The sequence below is a fragment of the Rhizobium sp. BT04 genome (genome assembly GCF_030053135.1).
In the GTDB taxonomy this organism is placed as follows: domain Bacteria; phylum Pseudomonadota; class Alphaproteobacteria; order Rhizobiales; family Rhizobiaceae; genus Rhizobium; species Rhizobium binxianense.
Genome location: NZ_CP125649.1, coordinates 12,734 through 33,997 on the forward strand (window position 1 = coordinate 12,734; position 21,264 = coordinate 33,997).

The window sequence follows — 21,264 nt, forward strand, 5'->3', positions numbered from 1 at the left end:
GGTTCTGCATCTAGCATGGGAGGGGCAATGTGGTGGAGCATTTTTTCCTCAAGCCCGGCCGGCTGATGAATGAGCGTCTCGAAGAAGCGACCCTTTACCTGGCAGCGACACGACCCGCTTTGTTTCTCGGGGTGCCGCTGACTCTGGCGGGGATATTCATGATGTTGGGCGGTTTCGTCATCGTTGTCGTCCAGAACCCGCTCTACGAAGTGGTTATCATACCCTTATGGTTCTCAGCACGACTTGTCGTGGAGCGAGATTACAACGCGGCAAGCGTCGTCCTGCTATTTTTGCAGACGGCCGGAAGGAATGTCGATGGTCTGGTTTGGGGTGGCGCAAGCGTCAGTCCGAATCCAATCAGGGTTCCCGCAAGAGGCAGAGGAATGGCGTAATGCTCGGCACAAGTGGCACGACCGAAAGATCCGGTGAAGTCTATCTACCCTACGTCGGACACCTCAGCGACCATATCGTCCTTCTCGAAGACGGCTCGATCATGACCATGGCACATATCAGCGGCGTGGCGTTCGAACTCGAGGATGCCGAAATGCGCAATGCGCGTTGTCGTGCATTCAACACGCTCCTGCGCAATATCGCCGATGATCATGTGTCGCTATATGCTCACCTAGTGCGTCACGACGATGTGTCGCCAGCACCGGCGCGACATTTTCGCAGCGCTTTTTCTGCCAGCCTGAGCGGAGCCTTCGAACAGCGGGTCCTGTGCGGCCAGCTTCTTCGCAACGACCACTTCCTCACGCTAATGGTCTTTCCGCGGACAGCGCTCGGGAAGGTGAAGAGGAAGTTCGCCAAACTCTACATGAAGAAGGAAAATGAACTCGCAGGCCAGATCAGGCACCTGGAAGACCTTTGGCATGCCGTTGCCGGTGCTCTTGAAGAATACGGCCTGCGACGCCTCGGCGTTCGCGAGAAGCAGGATGTAATTTTCTCGGAGGTTGGAGAGGCGCTGCGGCTCGTCATGACCGGTCGATTTGCACCGGTACCGGTCGTCAGCGGCTCACTGGGCGCCTCGATCTATACCGACCGTGTCATTTGCGGGAAGCGGGGGATCGAGATCCGGACGCCTAAAGAAAGTTACGTCGGATCGATCTACTCGTTTCGAGAATACCCCGCGCGAACGCGACCGGGTATGCTCAACACCTTGCTGTCCCTCGATTTTCCGATTGTTCTGACGCAGAGCTTTTCATTCCTGACCCGCGCGCAAGCGCATGCGAAGCTCAGCCTCAAGTCGCGCCAGATGCTAAGTTCCGGCGACAAGGCCGTTACCCAGATTAGCGAACTGGCCGAAGCGGAGGATGCATTGGCCAGCAACCAATTTGTTATGGGATCACACCATTTGAGCCTCTGCATATATGCGAAGGATCTTGAGAGCCTCGCCGACAAAGGAGCCCGGGCCCGGACGCGACTTGCGGATGCGGGAGCCGTCGTTGTCCAGGAGGGCATAGGCATGGAGGCGGCCTACTGGTCGCAGTTGCCGGGCAACTGCAGATGGCGCACACGCCCGGGAGCCATCAACTCGCGCAATTTCGCCGGCCTGGTCTCATTCGAAAACTATCCCGAAGGTGCCCGCTCTGGACATTGGGGCGATGCGATCGCGCGCTTCCGCACCAACGGTGGAACTCCATTCGATTACATTCCCCATGAGCACGATGTCGGCATGACGGCGATATTCGGTCCGATCGGCAGGGGAAAGACGACGCTTATGACATTCATACTCGCCATGCTCGAGCAGAGCATGCTCGAGCGTGAGGGTGCGGTCGTCTTCTTCGATAAGGATCGTGGCGGTGAACTGCTCGTTCGCGCCACCGGAGGAACGTATCTCGCGCTTCGCAGAGGTGTGCCCAGTGGACTGGCCCCGTTGCGCGGCCTGGAAAATACAGCAGCCTCACGTGACTTTCTGCGGGAATGGCTTGTCGCGCTCATAGAGAGCGATGGGCGGGGCGGAATATCCCCCGAGGAGAACCGGCGGCTGGTGCGGGGTATCCATAGACAGCTGTCGTTCGATCCCCCTATGCGCTCGATCGCGGGGCTGCGCGAATTTCTGTTGCACGGGCCTGCCGAAGGGGCCGGAGCAAGACTGCAGCGCTGGTGCCGCGGCAATGCGCTGGGCTGGGCATTCGACGGCGAGCTTGACGACGTTAGGCTGGACCCTTCGATTACCGGTTTCGACATGACGCATCTGCTCGAATACGAGGAAGTATGCGCTCCCGCGGCAGCATATCTCCTGCACCGTATTGGAGCGCTGCTCGACGGGCGCCGGTTCGTGATGAGTTGCGACGAGTTTCGCGCCTATTTGCTGAATCCCAAGTTTTCAGCCGTCATCGACAAGTTCCTGCTGACCGTACGCAAAAACAACGGGATGCTGATACTCGCGACACAGCAACCCGAACATGTTCTGGAATCGCAACTGGGCGCAAGCCTGGTTGCCCAGTGCATGACGAAGATCTTTTATCCGTCGCCTACGGCAAATCGGTCGGCCTACATCGATGGACTGAAATGCACCGAAAAGGAATTCCAGGCGATCCGCGAAGAGATGGCTGTGGGCAATCGAAAATTTCTGCTCAAACGGGAGAGCGGAAGTGTCATCTGCGAATTTGATCTGCGCGAAATGCGAGAATATATCGCCGTACTTTCGGGACGTGCGAACACAGTGCGCTTTGCAGATCAACTGCGCGAGGCACGGGGAGAAGACCCCTCTGCCTGGCTGAGCGAATTCATGAACCGTTACCACGAGGCAAAAGACTGATCAAAGGTGGGAAACCATGAAGATGTCGAGACTAGTTACTGCGGCTGTTGCCGGTAGCCTTCTTTCTGTCGTACCTGCCAGGGCGCAGATGGTTGTCAGTGACCCGGTGGCAGATGCCGAAACACTGGCGACGGCGCTCGCAACGGCAGATAATCTCGCCCAGACCATTGCGATGGTGACGATGCTGACGTCGGCCTATGGCGTGACCGGCTTGCTGACCTTACTCAACCAGAAAAACCAGTATCCCGCCACGAGGGACCTGGATACCGAAATGTTCTCGGCGCAACGGCCCGCGTCGACCACGGCGCGTGCGATCGCCGGCGACGCCGACCGTACCGTGACTGGTAGTGACGCTGAAGCGGACCTGTTGCGGTCGCAGATCACCGGTGCTGCAAACAGCACGGGAATTGCAGCCGACAACCTGGAAGCGATGGACAAACGACTGAAGGCGAATGCGGAAACTTCAGCACAGCTTTCCCGCTCCCGCAATATAATGCAGGCAACTGTCACCAATGGGCTGCTCCTGAAGCAGATCCACGATGCAGCGATTCAAAATGTCCAGGCGACCAGCTTGCTGACCATGACCACTGCGCAGGCGGGCCTTCATGCGGCGGAAGAAGCGGCCGAACAACGCAAGGAGCACCAGAAGACCGCGGCCATCTTCGGGGCGCTGCCATGAGGACGCGCAACCTGTCAGTGTCGCCGATTCGCGCGCCGGGGACGCCAACAGTCCTGCCCGATACTCCGTGACAAGACAGTCGAGATCAGGTGCAAGCGATGAATTTCACCATTCCGGCGCCGTTTACGGCCATCCATACGATCTTCGATCTGGCCTTCAAGACACGTCTTGATACAGTGCTGGAGGCGATCCAGGAGAAAGTGAGCGCTCCGCTGATCGCTTGTGTTACCCTCTGGATTATCGTCCAGGGTGTTCTTGTGATGCGTGGTGAGGTCGACGTACGCGGTGGTATCACACGGGTGATCATGGTCAGTGTCGTCGTTGCCCTTGTCGTCGGGCAGGCCAACTACCACGATTATGTGGTTTCCGTGTTTGAAGAGACAATCCCGGATTTCATACAGCAGTTTAGTGGCAGCGGCCTTCCACTGCAGACGATCCCCACGCAACTGGACTCGATGTTCGCGCTCAGCCAGGCCGCATTCCAGAAAATCGCGTCCGAAATCGGACCTATGAACGACCAGGACATTCTTGCCTTTCAGGGGGCTCAGTGGGTCTTTTACGGCACGCTCTGGTCTGCCTTCGGAATCTATGATGCCGTCGGCATTCTCACGGAGGTGCTTTTGACGATTGGTCCGCTAGTCCTCGTGGGATACATCTTTGATCGCACTCGCGATATCGCGGCCAAGTGGATCGGACAACTCATCACCTACGGTTTCCTGCTGCTGCTGCTCAACATTGTGGCGACGATAGTCATTCTGACCGAGGCGACTGCACTCGCCCTTATACTCGGTGTGATCACGCTTGCCGGTACGACCGCGGCTAAGATCATTGGTCTTTATGAACTCGACATGTTCTTTCTCACCGGGGACGCACTCATCGTCGCCCTGCCGGCGATCGCCGGCAATATCGGTGGCAGCTACTGGAGCGGTGTAACCCAATCTGCCAACAGCCTGTACCGCCGCTTTGCACAGGTTGAACGACGCTAGGGTGAAACATTGCGCCAAAGGAGGACTCAATGAAATATTGCTTGCTGTGCTTGGCTATCGTTTTGACCGGTTGCCAGACGAATGACAAACCGGCGAGTTGTAAAGGACCTATTTTCCCGCTGAATGTGGGACGATGGCAACCTGCGCCGTCAGATCTTCACCCGGGTATGGCGGATGGACAGCATGAAAGGGTCTGACTATGCGCTGCTGGTAGGGCGGGAAAAGCTGGCCGAGCACTACAAGGAAGTGGAGGCTTTTCAAACCGCACGTGCGAAATCGGCGCGACGTCTCTCCAGAGTGGCTGCGGTTGTCGCAGCCGTCGCAACCTTGGGCAATGTCGCTCAAGCGTTCACGATTGCCACAATGGTACCGCTGACAAGGCTTGTGCCGGTGTATCTGTGGATCCGGCCGGACGGCACAGTGGACAGCGAGGTATCCGTCTCGCGCTTGCCTGCCACCCAGGAAAAAGCCGTCGTCAACGCCTCATTGTGGGAGTATGTCCGGATGCGCGAGAGTTACACCGCTGATACTGCCCAGTACGCCTATGATCTGGTCTCGAACTTCAGCGCCCCGGCGGTGCGCCAGGATTACCAGCAGTTCTTCAATTATCCCAATCCAGGTTCACCTCAGGTCGTCGTCGGAAAACGCGGCAGGCTGGAGGTTGAGCACATTGCTTCGAACGATGTAGCGCCGGGTGTGCAGGAAATTCGCTACAAACGGACCCTCGTCATCGACAGCAAAATGCCGGTGGTGAGTACGTGGACCGCAACAATTCACTACGAAAAGGTGAACAGCCTGCCCGGCAGATTAAGGCTTACCAATCCGGGAGGTTTGGTCATCACATCATACCAGACATCCGAAGATACCGTTTCCAACGCGGGCGCCGGCGAACCATGAAAAAAAAAGAGCTTCTCACCTTGGCATGTCTGCTGTTTGCCGCGACCGGCGTGATGGCCGAAGAAACGCCAACGCCAGGCAGACTGGACCCGCGTATGCGTTATCTGGCCTACAATCCCGATCAGGTGGTACACCTGTCGACGGCGGTTGGAGCCACTCTGGTTGTTTCGTTCGCAGCCAACGAAACGGTGACGGCAGTGGCCGTTTCCAACAGCAAGACTCTCGCGGCACTTCCACGCGGAAACTATCTGTTCTTCAAAGCCAGTCAGGTTCTGCCGCCCGAGCCGGTGGTGGTGCTGACCGCAAGCGATGCCGGGATGCGGCGCTATGTCTTCAGCATCTCTTCCAGTACGCTGGCACATCTCGATAAGGAACAGCCTGATCTCTACTACAGCGTACAATTCGCCTATCCTGCCGATGAAGCGGCGGCCCGCCGAAAGGAGGCGCAGGACAAGGCAGCCGCAGACCGCTTGCGTGGGGAAGCGCAGTATCAACGCAGGGCGGCAGATTTGCTGGATCAGCCCGCCACAACAGGGGCCACCGGAGACAGGAACTGGCACTACGTGGCCCAGGGTGATCGTTCGCTGTTGCCGCTCGAAGTATTCGATAACGGATTTACAACTGTATTCCGCTTTCCCGGCAATGTTCGCATACCCTCCATCTACACGATTGATCCTGACGGCAAGGAAGCGGTTGCGAACTATTCAGTCAAGGGGAGCTATGTCGAGATTTCTTCAGTTTCTAGTGGTTGGCGGCTGAGAGATGGTAACACCGTTTTGTGTGTCTGGAATACTGCCTACGATCCTGTTGGCCGAAGGCCGGATACGGGTACGGTCAGGCCGGATGTGAAGCGCGTGCTGATGGAGGAGAGAGGGTGATCGGGGATGATCAGCAACCGTCCCACGATATCGATGCCGGCGGATCCCTTGTCTCCGGCACACATCACCAGCGACTTTCGGGACCCCGCAAGCTGATCGTTGCAGGTCTTGTTCTTGTGCTTTCACTTGGTCTCATCTGGCTCGGCGGGCGACAGAAGAAGGCGGATGCAAACCCGCCACCGTCTCCCATGATCTCCACGAACACGCAGCCGTTTCATCCGGCACCAATCGAGATTTCACCCGATGCCCCGCCGGCCGAGAGAGCCGTCCAGTTGCCTGCTCCGGAACCAGCACGCAGTGAGCCGCAGCCGGCGGAAACACCGATCTTCGCGTATACCGGTGGCGATGACCGCCCCGGTCATGGCGCCACCGGCCGGCAAGATGACAAGGACGAAGAGCGGACGCCGCCGAACGGTGAGGTGTCTGCAGGAAGCGATGTTTCGATACGCATGAAGCCCACCGAACTCCAGCCCAGCAAGGCAACGCTGTTGGCCCACCCGGATTTCATGATAACCCAGGGAACGATCATCCCGTGCATCCTGCAAACGGCAATCGACACGAATTTGGCTGGCTATGTAAAATGCGTATTGCCCAGGGATGTTCGCGGCACGACCAACAATGTTGTGCTACTTGATCGTGGTACCACAGTCGTCGGCGAAATCCAGCGTGGTCTGCAACAAGGAGATGCGCGGGTATTTGTTCTTTGGGACCGCGCGGAGACGCCCAATCATGCCATGATTTCGCTTTCATCGCCCGGCACGGATGAACTCGGCCGCTCGGGATTGCCGGGCACCGTCGATAACCACTTCTGGCAGCGCTTTGGCGGCGCCATGCTCCTTAGTGTCGTTCAAGGGGCATTCCAGGCAGCGAGCACCTATGCCGGCAGCTCGGACGGCGGAACGAGCTTCAACAGTATCCAGAACAACGGTGAACAAACGGCGGATACTGCTCTCAAGGCAACCATCAACATACCGCCGACCCTGAGGAAAAATCAGGGCGATACGGTCTCGATTTTCGTGGCTCGTGACCTTGATTTCTCCGACATTTACCAGCTTCGCGTGACGGGTGGCGCGACCCGATACCGGCAGCACCGCCGCTGACAAAGCCAACTTTTTCGCTCACAGAACGGGATGTGATACAATGGAGGTCAATACGCAGCTGCGATTTCTTCTCAATCCGGTTTTGGAATGGCTCGACGACCCGAGGACCGAAGAGGTTGCGATAAATCGACCTGGCGAGGCATTTCTGCGCCAGGGCGGCATCTTCACCAAAATGTCCCTGCCTCTGTCATACAACGATCTCGAAGATATCGCCATTCTGGCAGGCGCATTGAGAAAGCAGGATGTCGGACCACGAAATCCCCTTTGCGCCACTGAACTTCCGGGTGGTGAGCGGCTGCAAATTTGCCTGCCGCCCGCTGTCCTGGCGGGCACTGTGAGCTTGACGATTCGACGGCCAGCTTCCCATGTTTCCGGTCTCAACGGGGTTACGGACCGTTACGATGTTTCAAGATGGAACCAGTGGGAGAGGCGAAAAAGGCGCCGGGATCAACAGGATGAAACTATCCTCAGGCACTACGACAGCGGCGATCTGGAGGCATTTCTGCATGCATGCGTCGTGGGTCGGTTGACGATGCTGCTTTGCGGCCCAACCGGGAGCGGCAAGACGACGATGAGCAAGACTCTGATCAGTGCAATCCCGCCGCAGGAACGGCTGATCACAATCGAGGATACCCTCGAACTCGTCATTCCACATGAGAACCACGTCCGGCTGCTCTATGCAAAAAATGCGGGCGGACCGGACGCTGTAACCGCCGAGCACCTGCTGCAGGCCAGTCTGCGCATGCGGCCGGACCGGATTCTTCTCGGAGAGATGCGTGACGACGCGGCATGGGCCTATCTGAGTGAAGTCGTCTCAGGGCATCCGGGATCGATTTCCACCATACACGGCGCCAATCCTGTTCAGGGGTTCAAGAAACTGTTTTCACTGGTGAAAAGCAGCTCGCAGGGCGCTGGCCTGGAAGATAGAACACTGATCGACATGCTTTCGAGCGCGATTGATGTCATCATACCCTTTCGAGCCTACGGCGACATTTACGAGGTGGAAGAAATCTGGCTCGCCGCTGATGCGCGCCGTCGGGGAGAGGCGATTGGCGATCTTCTGGATCAGCACTAGATGTTGCTCAACTTTCAAGCAGGCGAGATATGTATCGGGTTATGTTTGTAACAAATCATTTTTATGCACGCTCAGCCTCAGCCGCTGGGATCCTGGAATGAAAGGTGAACGGTTGAAACACGTTCTTGTCATTGATGACGACCTCGCGATGCGGCATCTTATCGTCGAATGTCTCACGGTTCATGCCTTGAAGGTGACTGCCGTAGCCGACAGCCAGCAGTTTAACCGCGTCCTCTCATCCGAGACCGTCGATGTTGTGGTCGTTGATCTCAATCTGGGACGTGAGGATGGGCTTGAAATCGTCCGCACGCTAGCAACAAAATCAGACGTTCCGATCATAATCATCAGCGGAGATCGCCTGGAAGAAGCGGACAAGGTCTTGGCTCTCGAACTCGGAGCCACCGATTTTATCGCAAAACCCTTCGGAACGCGGGAGTTTCTGGCACGGATCCGCGTTGCCTTGCGTGTGCGTCCGACCGTCGCCCGCACCAAGGATCGGCGCACATTCTATTTCGACGGCTGGACACTTAATCTCAGACAACGCCGTTTGACTTCGGAAGGCGGCGCCGAGGTCAAGCTCACTGCAGGTGAGTTCAACCTTCTGGTCGCATTCCTCGAGAAACCGCGCGATGTGTTATCCCGCGAGCAGCTTCTGATTGCGAGCCGGGTGCGCGAAGAGGAGGTATATGACCGAAGCATCGACGTCCTCATCCTGAGGCTTCGCCGCAAGCTCGAGCAAGATGCGGCGAACCCTCGGCTGATCAAGACTGCAAGAGGTGCCGGCTACTTCTTCGATATTGATGTGAATGTTTCCTACGGAGGAGTGATGGCTGCCTGATCTGGCGTAGCAGCCATCCGGCGGTTCGATCCCGAACCAATTTTTCCCGCGTCCGGCAGGTGCTCGAATTGTTCGGGCATCTCACGTCCTCCGGCCGCGTCCCGGTGCCTTCGCCGCGTCAAAGAATGAAGCAAGCGCGGCGGTGGCGAGTTTAAGGCCAAACGCGCGCGAAGTCTCCAGTCCGGATGGATCGAAGTGATCGCGTGCGATTTTCAGCGCCGATACGGGGAGCATGCGGGATGTCTGAACAATGACGCGTTTTTCGGAAGTTTCCTGAGGGATTGGATAGCTTTGGGAAGCCTTGCTAAACGATCCGTCCATCAGCATGGTTTCGAAATCGTCGAGCGCACGACGCAGTATCATCTGCAGAGACTTGGAAGCGCTGTATTGCAGGATCAGACTGTCATATATTTCTGATACTCCAGGCGCGGGCGGCCGCGCTGAAAGAAAAACCTGGACCTTTTCCGGCGCCGTGCTCGAATTGAGCGCATCCACAGTTCTTATCGATTGCGATTCGGGGCCGGAACGCTTGGCAAGAGCAGATGTCGTTCGTCGCTCTTCATGGCCGGCTCTTTGGGGCAACCGTGGCGCGGCTGCATCCCGGGAGAAATGTTGCAGGTCCGGATGAATAATCCCGGGTCGAGCTGCAGCAAGCCGCTTCGCTTCGTCGACGGACAGGGCCGGTTTGCGGATACCCATCTTCAACCCTCCAGGGCGTCGCCAATCAATTTTGAGATGACCACGAGTTCCTCCATCGCAATCCTGATATTCCGCTCAAGCAGACGCATCGTTGAATCAGCTCTCATGTTCAACAATGTGAGATGCAACATGCCGCGTTCCTTCATTGCGGCAAAGGCATCCCTCTCGTGCATGGGAGCCTGCACAACCGGGAGGCTCGCGAGCATGTCCGACATCGCGCGCTGCGATGTGGTCAATCGGCCGACCGGAACACGTTGTCGCAATACGGTTGTGGGAACTGCGAGGTTCTCGCTCAGCAACAGCTCGATAACGTAGCGGTAGGTCGACAATGCCTCGTCAATATCGAGCGGGGTCAACATTGTAGGGATCAGAAGCATGTTTGAGCTGGCAATGATGGTGTTGTTGAGTTCGCTCGATCCTCCATGCGTATCTGCCAACGCATAATCAAATCCCTGAAGCTCGGCGTCCTCATAGGCTGCCTCGAGAAGGGCCATCTCCTCGGCGGCGTAAACCTCGCAGCAAGGGTCCCAGGTCCCGCTGCGTATTGCATTTTCCTTCCACCTCGGCAGCGGCCGGTTCTCGTCGGCATCGAAGAGAGCCACCCGTTTGCCGTCGTTTGCAAGGGCAGCGCAAACACCCATGAGCGCAGTCGTTTTGCCTGCACCTCCTTTGAAGGAGCAAAATGTCAGAAGTTTCATTTTTTGTCCTGCCTGTGGTGTGACACTGAAATGGCGTCTGCCTGTTCGTATATTCCCGTGTTTCTTCGAGTATTCATGAGGGCATCTATTAATCGAATTTTATATTTCATTCCTGTTATATTGATCGCGAATGTAGCAATAGACGGCCGTTCCAGAAGTGTAATAGGCCTCGATCCGACAACGGTCAGCATGAATCGCACGCTTATGTCCGTGAGGCCAATACGGCGGTAGCTCGCCTCGTGCTGACGAGGACGGTACGCGCAATGTAAAGGGAGATTCCGGTCCTCCTCGCTCACTAGCCGCGAGCGCAAACGGCCAAGAGACGCCCGGCGCGGCCCGCTCCAGGCGGCTTGAACGACAAATCGTGCACGGCCCCATCCATCTCCATCCCTGCATGATCGATCGATGTTCAAGGAGATAGTAGGGACACCTCGATCCCAACTGGCATTTCAAGATGGCCAAGTGCATGTCCGCGGCAGACGTCCCAGAAACATTGGCTTGTGGCCTGGAGCGTGTGTCGACCAATATTCAGACCGCAACGCCCAAATTTTTCGACAGAACGAACTGAGGAGGGAGAACGGCGATTTCCCCACGACCATGTAGCACTTGTTCTAACTTGAACGGGAAAATCCCGGCAAGCGCGAGAGGTGAGCCGCTGCGTTTGCAAACTTTGCAACGGGGGGCACAATGCGACCACGCGAGATCCGCCATTCCTGGCAGTGCAGGCAAATCCCTTTGAAGGCTCGATCATCGACCGCGGAGGTCGAATGCGACTGACGAGATCGATGAATGGGCGGGGGAGCGCGGGTCTAAGAGCTGACCGGAAAAAGAGTTGAGTGAAATCAGCCAGTTGTGATTCTGTTTGTTTGCTTAGGACGAACGGAGACCACAATGGGCTGGACTGATTTCACCCGTCGGCAATATGCCCGACGCGCAGTGCGGTATGCAAGCGATCTGACGGACCGGGAATGGGGATTGATCTCGCCTTGCCTGCCTGGACCGAGGCGGTTGGGCAGACCGCGCAGCACCGATCTTCGCGAGGTCGTGAATGCGCTGCTTTACATCGCCACGACGGGGTGCCAGTGGCGGATGATGCCCAGAGATTTTCCACCTTTTACAACTGTGCGGTCCTATTTCTATGAATGGCGAGCGACAGGGTTATGGGGCCGGATCAACCATCATCTTGTGATGGAGGCGCGTGACTTGGAAGGTCGGGAGGCCTCGCCGTCTGCGGGCGTGATCGACAGTCAAAGCGTGAAAATCACGGAACGTGGGGGAATTTCGGGCTATGACGCGGGCAAGAAGATCAAGGGACGCAAGCGTCATAGTGTCGTCGACACGCTCGGACTGATGGTCGGCCTCATCGTTCACAGCGCCGATATTCAGGATCGCGACGGCGCGCCTGCCGTCCTCAAAACCATCAGGCGCTGGCCGTGGCTGAGGCATATCTTCGCCGATGGTGTTTATGCCGGACCGAAGCTGAAGGGCGCACTGCAAAAGATCGCTGCGTTCACTCTCCAGATCGTCAAGCGGATCGATAAGGCCAAGGGGCCTCGAGGTTCTGCCGCGTCGCTGGGTCGTGGAGCGCACCTTCGCATGACTTGGCAGATGCCATATCCAGCGGCCTTAAAGTAGTTTGCGCATTCTGCCGCAGTGAAGCGAGGCATCAAGGCCCCGACCGCATCCCATAGAGCATCGATCTCTCGCTCGGCTCGGCCTCGCAACATGGCTTTCAGCTTCGAAAATGCGTTCTCGATTGGATTGAAGTCCGGGCTATAGGGCGGAAGGAACATGAGCTTGGCGCCGGCACGTTCGATGGCATCGCGGACACCGGCTATCTTGTGTGCAGGAGGGACTGTCAGGAATCCTGTGCGTGAGGCCATGATGATGGAAAGGAGAGAATCATCACATGGCTATCGACAAGGAACTTCTGGACCAGCTTTTGGCTGGCCGCGATCCGTCTGAGGTGTTCGGCAAGGATGGCTTGCTCGACGATCTGAGGAAGGCGCTTTCAGAGCGCATTCTCCATGCCGAGTTGGACGAGCATCTCGATGACGAACAGGCGGAGGGCAACGCCAATCGTCGCAACGGCTCTTCGAAGAAGACGGTGCTGACAGGACGTCAAAGATGACGCTGTCGATCCCGCGCGATCGGGCCGGGACCTTTGATCCGAAGCTGATTGCGAAATACCAGCGTCGCTTCCCGGACTTTGATCACAAGATCATCTCGATGTATGCGCGCGGCATGACGGTGCGCGAGATCCAGGGTCATCTCGAAGAAATCTACGGTATCGAGGTGTCGCCGGATCTGATCGCTGCGGTCACCAATGCTGTTCTCGAGGAAGTTGGGGAATGGCAGAACCGGCCGCTCGAGCTTTGCTATCCGCTCGTGTTCTTCGATGCAATCCGGGTCAAGATCAGGGATGAGGGCTTCGTCCGCAACAAGGCCGTCTATATCGCGCTTGCCGTTCTGGCGGACGGCACCAAGGAAATCCTCGGCCTGTGGATTGAGCAGACGGAAGACGCGAAGTTCTGGCTGCGGGTGATGAACGAACTGAAGAACCGGGGCTGCCAGGACATCCTGATTGCCGTCGTCGACGGGCTGAAAGGCTTTCCAGAGGCGATCACCGCTGCTTTCCCGCAGACGATCGTCCAGACCTGCATCGTGCATCATCCGCCATTCGCTCGAATTCGTGTCATGGAAAGACCGAAAACCGGTTGTCCCGGCGCTGCGGGCAATCTACCGCGCCAAGGACGCCGAAGCCGGAATGAAGGCGCTAGAAGCGTTCGAAACCGGATACTGGGGTCAAAAATATCCTGCCATCGCTCAGAGCTGGCGACGCAATTGGGAACACGTCATTCCTTTCTTCGCCTTTCCCGAAAGCGTGCGTCGGATCATCTACACGACCAACGCCATCGAGGCGTTAAACTCCAAACCCCGGCGGGCAGTCCGCTCGCGGGGCCATTTCCCCAGTGACGATGCCGCCATGAAGCTGCTATATTTAGTTCTGAACCACGCGGCCGAAGACTGGAAACGTCCGCCTCGCGAATGGTTCGAGGCCAAAACCCAGTTCGCCGTCGTCTTTGGCGAACGGTTCTTCAACCAATGACGAACCGGCCTCACGCACAGAATTCCTGACAGTCCCGTGCAGGCAGGTTATCCATAATGACCACGTCTCTAATCCGGCTCAATCATCTGCTTGACCACCATCTGCGCGATCCGATCACTGACCGTCGGCACACCCAAAACCCTTTCGCCTCCAGTCTTCTTTGGAATGGAGACGGCGCGCACCGGCGGCGGAAAGTAAGCCCCAGAAGACATCCGATTCCAGATCTTGTAGAGATTTCTCGCAAGGTCTTTGTCAAACATCTCCAGGGTCTCACCGTCCACCCGGCTGCACCACGGTTGGCTTTGACCGCTTTGTAAGCTTCGTACACTTGCCGCTTCTCAATCCGAAACGGCTTGTCTGTCGTACCTATCGAAGTCATCCTGTTTCCAGTTGTTCCAAACAATACGACCACCTGATCCGATCCCTTTGCTCCGGCCCCATTACAGGGCCCTCAACGCTCATACGGATCGGTCCGCCCCAGTCTCCTGCATCGGTACTCTCGCCTTACGGTTTCTCCGCTTGGGCTTCTCCCTTGGCATCAGGAGCCTGGTTCCTGCAGTTCCGCGTGAAAGCCTGTGTCCAACTCACGCCCCTCTACGCCGGTCGCCGCCCGCCCAATCATCAGGCACCCGGCGGACTTGTCCCAGGATGACGAAACAGTCCTGGTTTCGACGACGCTTATATTCATAACGGCGCGTCTTCGGAGGGTTCACTTTTGTTCGTCTTTCGGACACGCACCTGCTCGGATCTCGTCCGACTTTTCATCCGGCGCGCACCACCACGGCTCTTTGCCGCAGCAGCTCGGACTGGTTTGAGACCCGCTCCTGAAAGCCGATCCCGGAGGGCCATCCTCCATCATTCACGCAGCTTCACGTTACGGGGTTAGCTCACACTGAACTCCTTCCGTGCCTCTGCAGCACACTTTCGTCGATGAAGATCAGTTTCTCCGGATCGAGGTCCAATTGACCATCGAACCAGGCGCGCCGGCGCTTCAGGACGTCCGGTCGGTCCTGCTCCAGTGCGTGTGCGGTCTTTTTTAAAGGTCCACCCACGGCCTCGGAGCCAGGCGCCAAGTGCGCTGCGGCTGATCTTCACCTGCCGCTCGACGGACAAGCGCTCAACCATCTCACCGAGCGTCACATCCCTACGCTCGTCGATCAACGCGACAACGAATTCCTCGTGTGCATCCACTGCCGAAGGTCGTCTCCAGCCCTGTGGCCGAGCAGTTAACTCACCCTCTTTCGCTCTTGCGATCCAGCGGATCGCTGTCGAAATCCCAACACCGAAACGAGCCGCAGCCTGCCGAGCCGACATGCCCGACGCAGACGCTTTCAAAACCCGTATTCGGAGATCATCACTCAGGGCCTGTCCCATCATCCACCTCTCCGCTGTGGATGTTGAATCAGCTTCGGTCGCTCTCGTCACCTCACAATCGATTCATCAATCGCAGGACATGCTCTAGCAAGAGTTTCAGATGAAGCGCGATAGTCGTTCCAAGACCGGGGCTCAAATGGTAGATTCCACACACATTCACTTCAATTCGGGAGGCAAAACTGTGTCCGAAGAGAGACTGCTGGCGCAGGAGCCTTGAAATTCAGAGCACGGCAAGAATGTTGATGCGGCTTACATCGCGCGCGGGGTTCCGATTGGAGCCGCTGTCTGCCGACAGTCAAGCTGAAAAGGCGGCAATTCGGCGAACTCAAAGTGCGAGTTGTTCTGAACGATCTTCGGCCGGGAACGTGTGATGTCGACCTTGCGTCGGAAGAGCCGATTGCGGCCCGGCTCCCCAGCAAAACGGCTCCAAGTCTGAGGAAAGGGTCGCGCTTAGCGCCCTGCAATCGCTCAGGCCGTTCAAGGCCGCGGAGATGGAGAACGTCGCAAGTTTTGCAGGAGAAACAACGACATGGCGATCATTAAACTAAATGCGAATAAAACCAGGCCCGTCTCCTTGCCTGAGGAGCCGCGAGAAATTCACACAGAAGCGTTCAGCATCAATCACCGCTCAAACGGTTTCACGAGTTTGGATCTCGAAATGATTGAACTGGAGAATTTTGTCCTCCGGTGCCCGCTGCCCGAAGAGAATCTCGCAGGAAGGATTTAAACGATGGATCCGAAAAGCGAAGACAATGGGGAAAATATCCCTGTGACTGGCGAGCGCGACTTCGAAAATGCTGTTGTCGTCGATCCCAAGCGTCAAAGGAAGGAAGCACTAGACTCAAGCACGACTCCTGATATCGAGATGACGGGTAGCCACGAAACTTTCGAGTTCGACATCCCCGGGACCCCAGCTCACACGGAAAATGTAAGCTCTCAGTTCGACGAGATGCTTAATTCCCAATCCAGTCATGATTCCCATAGCGTCCACGGCAATCAGTCCGAAGTGGACAATGAGTTATCCAGCCTGTTCGCCAATATGGTTTTGCCTGGCCATGATCGGCGTGCAGACGAGTATATTCTGGTTCGGCAAACTGGACCGGATGCGTTTGCCGGTACGTCTAAAGGTGATCTTGAGCATCTACCCACCAAAGCGGAATTCAACGCAAGCTGCCGCCTCTATAGGGACGGGGCCGGCAATTATTATCCCCCGCCTCTCGCATTTGAAAGAATTGACGTCCCGGCGGAATTAAGCGCGAGATGGCATAACCTTGAGCCAAAAGACCAGGATAAGGCGCGTTTTCAATACAAGTTGGAAGTCTGGAATCGTGCTCACGCAGAGATGGGCGTCACGGGTACGAATATATTCTATCAAACAGATAAGAACATAAAGCTCGATCAAAATTACAGATTGAGGCCTCAAGACAGGTACATACAAACGAAATATGGCCCCCGAGAGGTTCAGAAGCGCTACGAACACCAATTCCAGGCTGGCTCGCTTCTGCCTGATATTCTGATCAAGACCCCGGAAAATCATGTCCATCTAGTGTACAGGTCTGCCGGTGACAAGTTCGCCAATAAGTCCTTTGCGGAGTTCGAGCGGATAATAAAGACTAAGTATGGTAGTGACACCGAGATCAAGCTGAAATCGAAGTCGGGTATCATGCATGATTCCAGGTATCTGGAGTCATGGGAACGGGGAGCTGCGGATATCCGCTTCGCGGAATTCGCAGGAGAGAATCGAGCTCACAACAAAGCTTTGCCGCTTGCGACCATCAATATGGGAGGGCAGCCGGATGGGCAGGGAGGAACGACTCGCGATCGCTTCGTTAGCGTCGATTTCCTAATGCAACACGCCCCCAACTCGCCCTGGTCGCAAGCTTTGAAAAAGGGCGAGCAATGGGATCGCGTTCAAGTCCTTGCCCGCGATGGTAATCGCTATATGACCCCTGCCAGATTGGAATATTCCGATCCGGAGCATTTCGCTCAGGTGATGAATCGAGTTGGACTACCCCACTCGATGGGCCGACAAAGCTATGCGAATTCCATAAAATTTGAGCAGTTTGCCGGGCAGGCGGCAGTGATTGTTGCGAACGGCGCAGATCTACGTGACATTCGAGATCTTTCTTCGGAAAAGCTGCAACAACAGCTGACCGAGAACAACGTTCTCATTGCGGACCGAAATGAGAAAGGCCAGCGAACCGGTACCTACACGAGTGCTGCGGAATATAAGCGGCTCTTAATTAAGTTACCAGACGACGCGGCCCAATTGCTTCGCGAACCGACCGATAAATATTCGCGTGATTTTGTCCGTCCGGATCCCGTGGTACGGCCAATCGTTGATAGTCGCCGGAACTACGAAAATCGACAGCGTGGTCAAAGCATAAACGGGCTGTGACGTTCCGCCACTGCGGGAGCGATGAGACCTGTACCGTCCGAAGTAGCTAGTGAAAGAGCTCAGCCGTGGTCAGCATCACAAAAAAGACTGTCACCAAATCGCTTACAAGTGACATGCGTCGTGCCACCAAGCGCCTGTATGAGCAAATGTGTAAAGCGTTGCTTACGGAAGAGAACGCAATGAGGCGGCAGGCACGGCTCGAGATGCCGAAAAAGAAGCGAAAATATACTGTCGATATGGAGATGGTCGACAAGCTGGACGCCGGCTTTCGAGGTGAAATAAGCTATAAAATTTTTGGAAATAAGCAGCTTCGAATCGACCGCCCAAAAGAACTAACCCGTGAGCACGGTATCTTTGAAAAAACGAAGAAAGTTCTAAAGCGCAACGCAGAAACGGGCGCAGTTTATTTGAGCCTTCACGAAAAGAAGAGTTGGGCTAGGGTTACGAGCCATCAGTACGCTGAGGACGGCACTCTTCGCACGAAGCATGTAAAATATCGAGACGGGCGCTTCGAGGAAAAGTGGGAGCGGGACGAAACCGGTTCCCTTGTCCGGACACGGTATGTCAACCGAGGCAGGCTCAGTGGTCGGCTGTTTCGGCCTGTTTCTGAGGAGCTGAGTGCGCCTGAGCCTGGCGGACCAGAGAACAGACTCTACCGCAAACTGACTCGTCAAGTAGGGTCCAGGCGGGAAACATTTGAGCGGGACGACAAAGGCGGCCTTGAGCTAGTCGGCTATAAACGCCCCGGCTTTTCCAGGAATACAACGAAATCGGAAGATCGCCATACCTCGCAAACGAAGATTCGGAAACTTGGTGGGACATTCAGCAAATCTTACAGGTCCCTCCTGGACAAGGAAGGCAACGAAGTAGGCCGAGATATCCTGAGTCACCGTCGGATGTTCAACAAGAGATCGGCCATCTACGATGAGTCCACAAAGCAATTGACAAGCATTAAACACACCTTCGGCAAAATTTATAAGAGTGAGTCGCAATACCTGAGCGCTGAGATAAAGAAAGTCTCAAAAAAGATACTCGGAGTGACGGTTCGTCGGAAACTGACGGCATTGAGCGAACCTGAACTTTGCGCGCAGAGACTCCGTGTTTCGGAATCGGTCGAGCATAGGAAAGCCTGGCAGGAGCCCACCGCTATCACCAGATCTTCGCCAAGGGAGGATCCTAGCATCCCTTTGGTGTCGAATCCGGACCGGACTGACCGAGTTCGAAACGGCCGTGGTGTCCAGACCGAAGCCAAACTCACGCTCGTGAACGACAAACCAGTTGATCTTGCTTCACAAAACTCCCCCCTATTTCTCCAACAGGCATCAGAGCAGCAGTTTGGTTTGCAACCACAATCTCCGTCGTCAGCAGTGCATTTTTCGGATTCGGCTTCTAAGGCGGAAGGGGTTACACTAGGCAAAGGTCCAATATCGCAGAGTCCTCGTCGCGGCAATGAACGGGAGGTGCGATCGGAAGAAAATCTTGACAAGTATCTCGGACATTCCGTCTCGTCAAATGAGTCTCTGTCGGAGATCACGCTTCATGGATCGCCGCAAAAACCAACACTAACCGGCTTGCGGGAAACGCCACCACACTCATCCTTGGATCTGCAATCGTCTGACGCCATAAACGATGCTCAGGCTCCGCAGGTAACTTCTTCAGCGGTCAGTCATCAGTCTGCTCCGGAACAAGAGCTCTTGAGTTTTTTGAATGGTGTGCCAGCCCCAGTGCATAGTGGCGGAGAGCGTATTGCTGAGCACAACCGAGATGTTGCTGCATCAAATGCGGCTTTTGATCCGCAGTCATTGTTCGGCGAACCAGACTTGTCACGCGCTTCGGAATTAAGGCTGGAATTTCCAGCGCAAGGCGACCTTCTATCGGATGCGGAACAGCAAGCGTTGCTGAACGGGTTGCTGGCTATACCGCTACCGGCTCGTTCTGTGAATTCCGAACGATCGATGATTTTGGAAGGTTCACGGAGTCGAGAGCGGCCCGTGTCAGGAGGGCTTTCGCTATAGAGTGGGAAATGAGACACCCCGGCAAGGCGCTTCACGCCCTCACCCTCGGCCACACAAAGTTATCGATGATTTGTAAACTCGGAACAAATTTCATCGATTCTGCGAAGGTCTTCTCCACTAGGATCGGGTTGTTCAAGACCAACCTGACGGAAAGACCACCGATGACCAATGACATGATGAGCGTGCGCTCCTCGGATTTTGCCGAATGACGATCCGCTACGAAACCAGGCGCAGCGATGACCATGACCTTCGAGAGCGGATGAAGGCGCTGGCGCATGAACGCCGCTGCTTTGGATATCGACGCCTTCATGTGCTGCTCATGCGTGAGGGTCGCCTTGTGAACCACAAGCGGCTCTTCCGGCTCTATCGGGAGGAGAAGCTGTCAGTGCGCAAACGTGGCGGCCGGAAGCGAGCGATCGGCACACCCGCGCCGATGCTGATCCCGATGGCAGCCACTGATCGATGGTCGCTGGACTTCGTGTCGGATTAACTCACCGATGGTCGCAGGTTCCGGGTGTTTGCGGTCGTCGGCGATTGCACCAGGGAATGCCTGGGCCTCGTCGCCGATACGTCCCTTTCCGGCCTGCGGGTTGCCCTTGAGTTGGACCGGATCATCGAGGAACGAGGCAAGCCGAAGATGATCGTCAGCGACAAATGGCAGCGAGTTCACCAGCAACGCGATCCCGCAATGGACGGATTGGACCAAGGTGGAATGGCACTACATCGCACCGGGTAAGCCGATCCAAAATGCCTTCATCGAAAGCTTCAATGGGCGGCTGCGAGACGAATTCTTGAATGAACGCTAATCTCGGCACTGACCCATGTTGCTCGCTCAGCGCTTTCAAACTGGCGCAGCGATTATAATCCTGTTTCATAACGCCCATCGTTTATGTTGTGGAAGAGATTAGGTTTTCCTGATCTGGATGCGATCCTGTGGGGTGTCGAGGGTTCTGCCGGGCGCGATCGAGGATCTGACGTGCTTGCGGGGTGGCGAGTTTGGAACGGCTGAAGATCCATGGGCCATCGGGTAGCGGATGAGCCCCCTCAATATCGCCAGCCTCGGCCGCCAGACGCGGCGTTCCCGACCAACTTCGCCGCACCGCCCAGATTAAGCCACGGCTCGACCCCGTCGACCTGGGGACGGAAGACCGGAATCTTGCGATATGACCTCAGCGCGGTGACCCGCTCCCGTGTCCACCGATTGCCATTGCCGGTCGTCAGTCCGTTGCGATTGAGGACACCGGCAATCACATCATCATTGGCGATAAGGACTAGCTGTCGTACGGCGTCGACGATATCCTCAGGCTGTCAGTACCGGCGCAATACTCCCCAATAGTGCCGTTTGAGTCTTCCCCAGGTGCTGCGGCCATCGGTCTTCCGGGGCGCGCCCCGGAAGACCGATGGCCCGTCATCGCCGATACTCCTTCCGATGGTCGGAAGGGGATGTTGGTGATCAAGCTGAGGGAGACGATCATGATCCTGGATCTGCATCAGCAGGGGCTGACGGTGTCAGCTATTTCCAGAGAAACAGCCATCGATCGCAAGGCGGTGCGCAAGTACATAGAGCGAGGCCTCGAAGCTCCGGCCTATGGTCCAAGAAAGCCTCGGGCGACGGTCATCGACCCGTTCGCTTCATACCTGCGGGAACGGGTAAAATCCTACCCTGGTCTGACGGCAGTCGATTATTTCGAGAACTGCGTGAACGAGGCTATACCGGCGGCTACACGGCTGTGACGGATTTTCTCCGCGAGGTTCTC

At 56.3% G+C, this 21,264-nt stretch carries 16 protein-coding genes and 8 pseudogenes; 17 read left to right on the forward strand and 7 right to left on the reverse strand.

From position 1 onward, the window contains the following. Nucleotides 1–65: 65 nt before the first annotated feature. From QMO82_RS02370 to QMO82_RS02415, 10 genes are all read left to right on the forward strand, one after another. Nucleotides 66–392, forward strand: coding sequence for a type IV secretion system protein VirB3 (locus QMO82_RS02370; RefSeq protein ID WP_011427348.1), 327 nt, complete (start codon nt 66–68; stop codon nt 390–392). Beyond that, the gene (locus QMO82_RS02375) at nt 392–2,761 is read left to right on the forward strand and encodes a VirB4 family type IV secretion/conjugal transfer ATPase (RefSeq protein ID WP_183906978.1); all 2,370 of its coding nucleotides are present in this window, start codon (nt 392–394) and stop codon (nt 2,759–2,761) included. Before QMO82_RS02370 ends, QMO82_RS02375 begins: the two co-directional genes overlap by 1 nt. Before the next feature lie 16 nt (nt 2,762–2,777). Continuing rightward, entirely contained in the window at nt 2,778–3,440 is a 663-nt protein-coding gene (virB5, locus tag QMO82_RS02380; protein WP_011427350.1) for a pilin minor subunit VirB5, read from the forward strand. Nucleotides 3,441–3,538: 98 nt separating this feature from the next. Beyond that, on the forward strand, nt 3,539–4,426 hold the full coding sequence (locus QMO82_RS02385; RefSeq protein WP_011427351.1) for a type IV secretion system protein: 888 nt from the start codon (nt 3,539–3,541) through the stop codon (nt 4,424–4,426). A gap of 29 nt (nt 4,427–4,455) precedes the next feature. Next, complete coding sequence (locus QMO82_RS02390) at nt 4,456–4,623, forward strand: type IV secretion system lipoprotein VirB7 (protein ID WP_011427352.1); 168 nt, start codon at nt 4,456–4,458, stop codon at nt 4,621–4,623. After that, nucleotides 4,610–5,323 carry a type IV secretion system protein VirB8 gene (locus QMO82_RS02395; protein ID WP_042119589.1) on the forward strand — a complete coding sequence of 238 codons (714 nt, stop codon included), beginning with the start codon at nt 4,610–4,612 and terminating at the stop codon, nt 5,321–5,323. The genes QMO82_RS02390 and QMO82_RS02395 overlap by 14 nt, the downstream gene beginning before the upstream one ends. Beyond that, on the forward strand, nt 5,320–6,201 hold the full coding sequence (gene virB9 / locus QMO82_RS02400) for a P-type conjugative transfer protein VirB9 (RefSeq protein WP_011427354.1): 882 nt from the start codon (nt 5,320–5,322) through the stop codon (nt 6,199–6,201). The genes QMO82_RS02395 and virB9 overlap by 4 nt, the downstream gene beginning before the upstream one ends. Continuing rightward, entirely contained in the window at nt 6,198–7,301 is a 1,104-nt protein-coding gene (gene virB10 / locus QMO82_RS02405) for a type IV secretion system protein VirB10 (RefSeq protein WP_183906977.1), read from the forward strand. The genes virB9 and virB10 overlap by 4 nt, the downstream gene beginning before the upstream one ends. A 40-nt stretch (nt 7,302–7,341) precedes the next feature. Continuing rightward, a complete protein-coding gene (virB11, locus tag QMO82_RS02410) occupies nt 7,342–8,376 on the forward strand; it encodes a P-type DNA transfer ATPase VirB11 (protein ID WP_011427356.1) in 1,035 nt (344 codons plus the stop codon). Nucleotides 8,377–8,473: 97 nt separating this feature from the next. Continuing rightward, nucleotides 8,474–9,214: a response regulator gene (locus QMO82_RS02415; protein ID WP_011427357.1), complete on the forward strand. Its 741-nt coding sequence runs from the start codon at nt 8,474–8,476 to the stop codon at nt 9,212–9,214. Between the two features lie 81 nt (nt 9,215–9,295). Here the strand turns inward: QMO82_RS02415 and QMO82_RS02420 are convergent, their stop codons facing one another. Both QMO82_RS02420 and QMO82_RS02425 read right to left on the reverse strand, forming a co-directional pair. Then, on the reverse strand, nt 9,296–9,913 hold the full coding sequence (locus tag QMO82_RS02420) for a conjugal transfer protein VirC2 (RefSeq protein ID WP_077991683.1): 618 nt from the start codon (nt 9,911–9,913) through the stop codon (nt 9,296–9,298). A 2-nt stretch (nt 9,914–9,915) separates the two neighbouring features. Continuing rightward, nucleotides 9,916–10,611 (reverse strand): conjugal transfer ATPase VirC1, encoded by a 696-nt coding sequence (locus QMO82_RS02425; RefSeq protein ID WP_011427359.1) that lies wholly within the window; start codon nt 10,609–10,611, stop codon nt 9,916–9,918. An 891-nt stretch (nt 10,612–11,502) separates the two neighbouring features. On the opposite strand from QMO82_RS02425, the pseudogene QMO82_RS02430 reads away from it, so the two are divergent. Continuing rightward, nucleotides 11,503–12,208, forward strand: a pseudogene (locus tag QMO82_RS02430) (IS5 family transposase); the annotation flags it as partial. Nucleotides 12,209–12,224: 16 nt separating this feature from the next. On the opposite strand, the pseudogene QMO82_RS02435 reads toward QMO82_RS02430, so the two are convergent. Beyond that, nucleotides 12,225–12,461: pseudogene (locus QMO82_RS02435) on the reverse strand (transposase); the annotation flags it as partial. 59 nt (nt 12,462–12,520) lie between these two features. Between QMO82_RS02435 and QMO82_RS02440 the strand changes: the two are divergent. Then, nucleotides 12,521–13,720 (forward strand): annotated as a pseudogene (locus tag QMO82_RS02440) (IS256 family transposase). 71 nt (nt 13,721–13,791) lie between these two features. Here QMO82_RS02440 and QMO82_RS02445 read toward each other — a convergent pair. Continuing rightward, nucleotides 13,792–14,099: pseudogene (locus QMO82_RS02445) on the reverse strand (group II intron reverse transcriptase/maturase); the annotation flags it as partial. Between the two features lie 544 nt (nt 14,100–14,643). Further along, a pseudogene (locus tag QMO82_RS02450) lies at nt 14,644–15,094 on the reverse strand (helix-turn-helix domain-containing protein); the annotation flags it as partial. A 529-nt stretch (nt 15,095–15,623) separates the two neighbouring features. On the opposite strand from QMO82_RS02450, the gene virE1 reads away from it, so the two are divergent. From virE1 to QMO82_RS02465, 3 genes are all read left to right on the forward strand, one after another. Beyond that, on the forward strand, nt 15,624–15,821 hold the full coding sequence (gene virE1 / locus QMO82_RS02455) for a type IV secretion system effector chaperone VirE1 (protein ID WP_011427363.1): 198 nt from the start codon (nt 15,624–15,626) through the stop codon (nt 15,819–15,821). Nucleotides 15,822–15,824: 3 nt separating this feature from the next. After that, entirely contained in the window at nt 15,825–17,492 is a 1,668-nt protein-coding gene (locus tag QMO82_RS02460) for a type IV secretion system single-stranded DNA binding effector VirE2 (protein ID WP_011427364.1), read from the forward strand. 65 nt (nt 17,493–17,557) lie between these two features. Then, complete coding sequence (locus tag QMO82_RS02465; RefSeq protein WP_167862631.1) at nt 17,558–19,507, forward strand: virA/G regulated protein; 1,950 nt, start codon at nt 17,558–17,560, stop codon at nt 19,505–19,507. A gap of 31 nt (nt 19,508–19,538) precedes the next feature. Here the strand turns inward: QMO82_RS02465 and QMO82_RS02470 are convergent, their stop codons facing one another. Continuing rightward, entirely contained in the window at nt 19,539–19,784 is a 246-nt protein-coding gene (locus QMO82_RS02470) for a hypothetical protein (RefSeq protein WP_183906976.1), read from the reverse strand. On the opposite strand from QMO82_RS02470, the pseudogene QMO82_RS02475 reads away from it, so the two are divergent. After that, nucleotides 19,701–20,372: pseudogene (locus tag QMO82_RS02475) on the forward strand (IS3 family transposase); the annotation flags it as partial. The gene QMO82_RS02470 and the pseudogene QMO82_RS02475 sit on opposite strands and share 84 nt — an antisense overlap. A gap of 22 nt (nt 20,373–20,394) precedes the next feature. Here QMO82_RS02475 and QMO82_RS02480 read toward each other — a convergent pair. Further along, nucleotides 20,395–20,812 (reverse strand): annotated as a pseudogene (locus tag QMO82_RS02480) (recombinase family protein); the annotation flags it as partial. A gap of 144 nt (nt 20,813–20,956) precedes the next feature. Here QMO82_RS02480 and QMO82_RS02485 point away from each other — a divergent pair. After that, nucleotides 20,957–21,240 (forward strand): annotated as a pseudogene (locus tag QMO82_RS02485) (IS21 family transposase); the annotation flags it as partial. Between the last annotated feature and the right edge of the window lie 24 nt (nt 21,241–21,264).

Coding starts and splice junctions, on each gene's coding strand:
- QMO82_RS02415 (WP_011427357.1), top strand. CDS start 8,474: ATGAAAGGTGAACGGTTGAAACACGTTCTTGTCATTGATGACGACCTC.
- QMO82_RS02370 (WP_011427348.1), top strand. CDS start 66: ATGAATGAGCGTCTCGAAGAAGCGACCCTTTACCTGGCAGCGACACGA.
- QMO82_RS02460 (WP_011427364.1), top strand. CDS start 15,825: ATGGATCCGAAAAGCGAAGACAATGGGGAAAATATCCCTGTGACTGGC.
- QMO82_RS02385 (WP_011427351.1), top strand. CDS start 3,539: ATGAATTTCACCATTCCGGCGCCGTTTACGGCCATCCATACGATCTTC.
- virB11 (WP_011427356.1), top strand. CDS start 7,342: ATGGAGGTCAATACGCAGCTGCGATTTCTTCTCAATCCGGTTTTGGAA.
- virE1 (WP_011427363.1), top strand. CDS start 15,624: ATGGCGATCATTAAACTAAATGCGAATAAAACCAGGCCCGTCTCCTTG.
- QMO82_RS02470 (WP_183906976.1), bottom strand. CDS start 19,784: ATGCGCCAGCGCCTTCATCCGCTCTCGAAGGTCATGGTCATCGCTGCG.
- QMO82_RS02390 (WP_011427352.1), top strand. CDS start 4,456: ATGAAATATTGCTTGCTGTGCTTGGCTATCGTTTTGACCGGTTGCCAG.
- virB5 (WP_011427350.1), top strand. CDS start 2,778: ATGAAGATGTCGAGACTAGTTACTGCGGCTGTTGCCGGTAGCCTTCTT.
- QMO82_RS02420 (WP_077991683.1), bottom strand. CDS start 9,913: ATGGGTATCCGCAAACCGGCCCTGTCCGTCGACGAAGCGAAGCGGCTT.
- QMO82_RS02425 (WP_011427359.1), bottom strand. CDS start 10,611: ATGAAACTTCTGACATTTTGCTCCTTCAAAGGAGGTGCAGGCAAAACG.
- QMO82_RS02375 (WP_183906978.1), top strand. CDS start 392: ATGCTCGGCACAAGTGGCACGACCGAAAGATCCGGTGAAGTCTATCTA.
- virB9 (WP_011427354.1), top strand. CDS start 5,320: ATGAAAAAAAAAGAGCTTCTCACCTTGGCATGTCTGCTGTTTGCCGCG.
- QMO82_RS02395 (WP_042119589.1), top strand. CDS start 4,610: ATGAAAGGGTCTGACTATGCGCTGCTGGTAGGGCGGGAAAAGCTGGCC.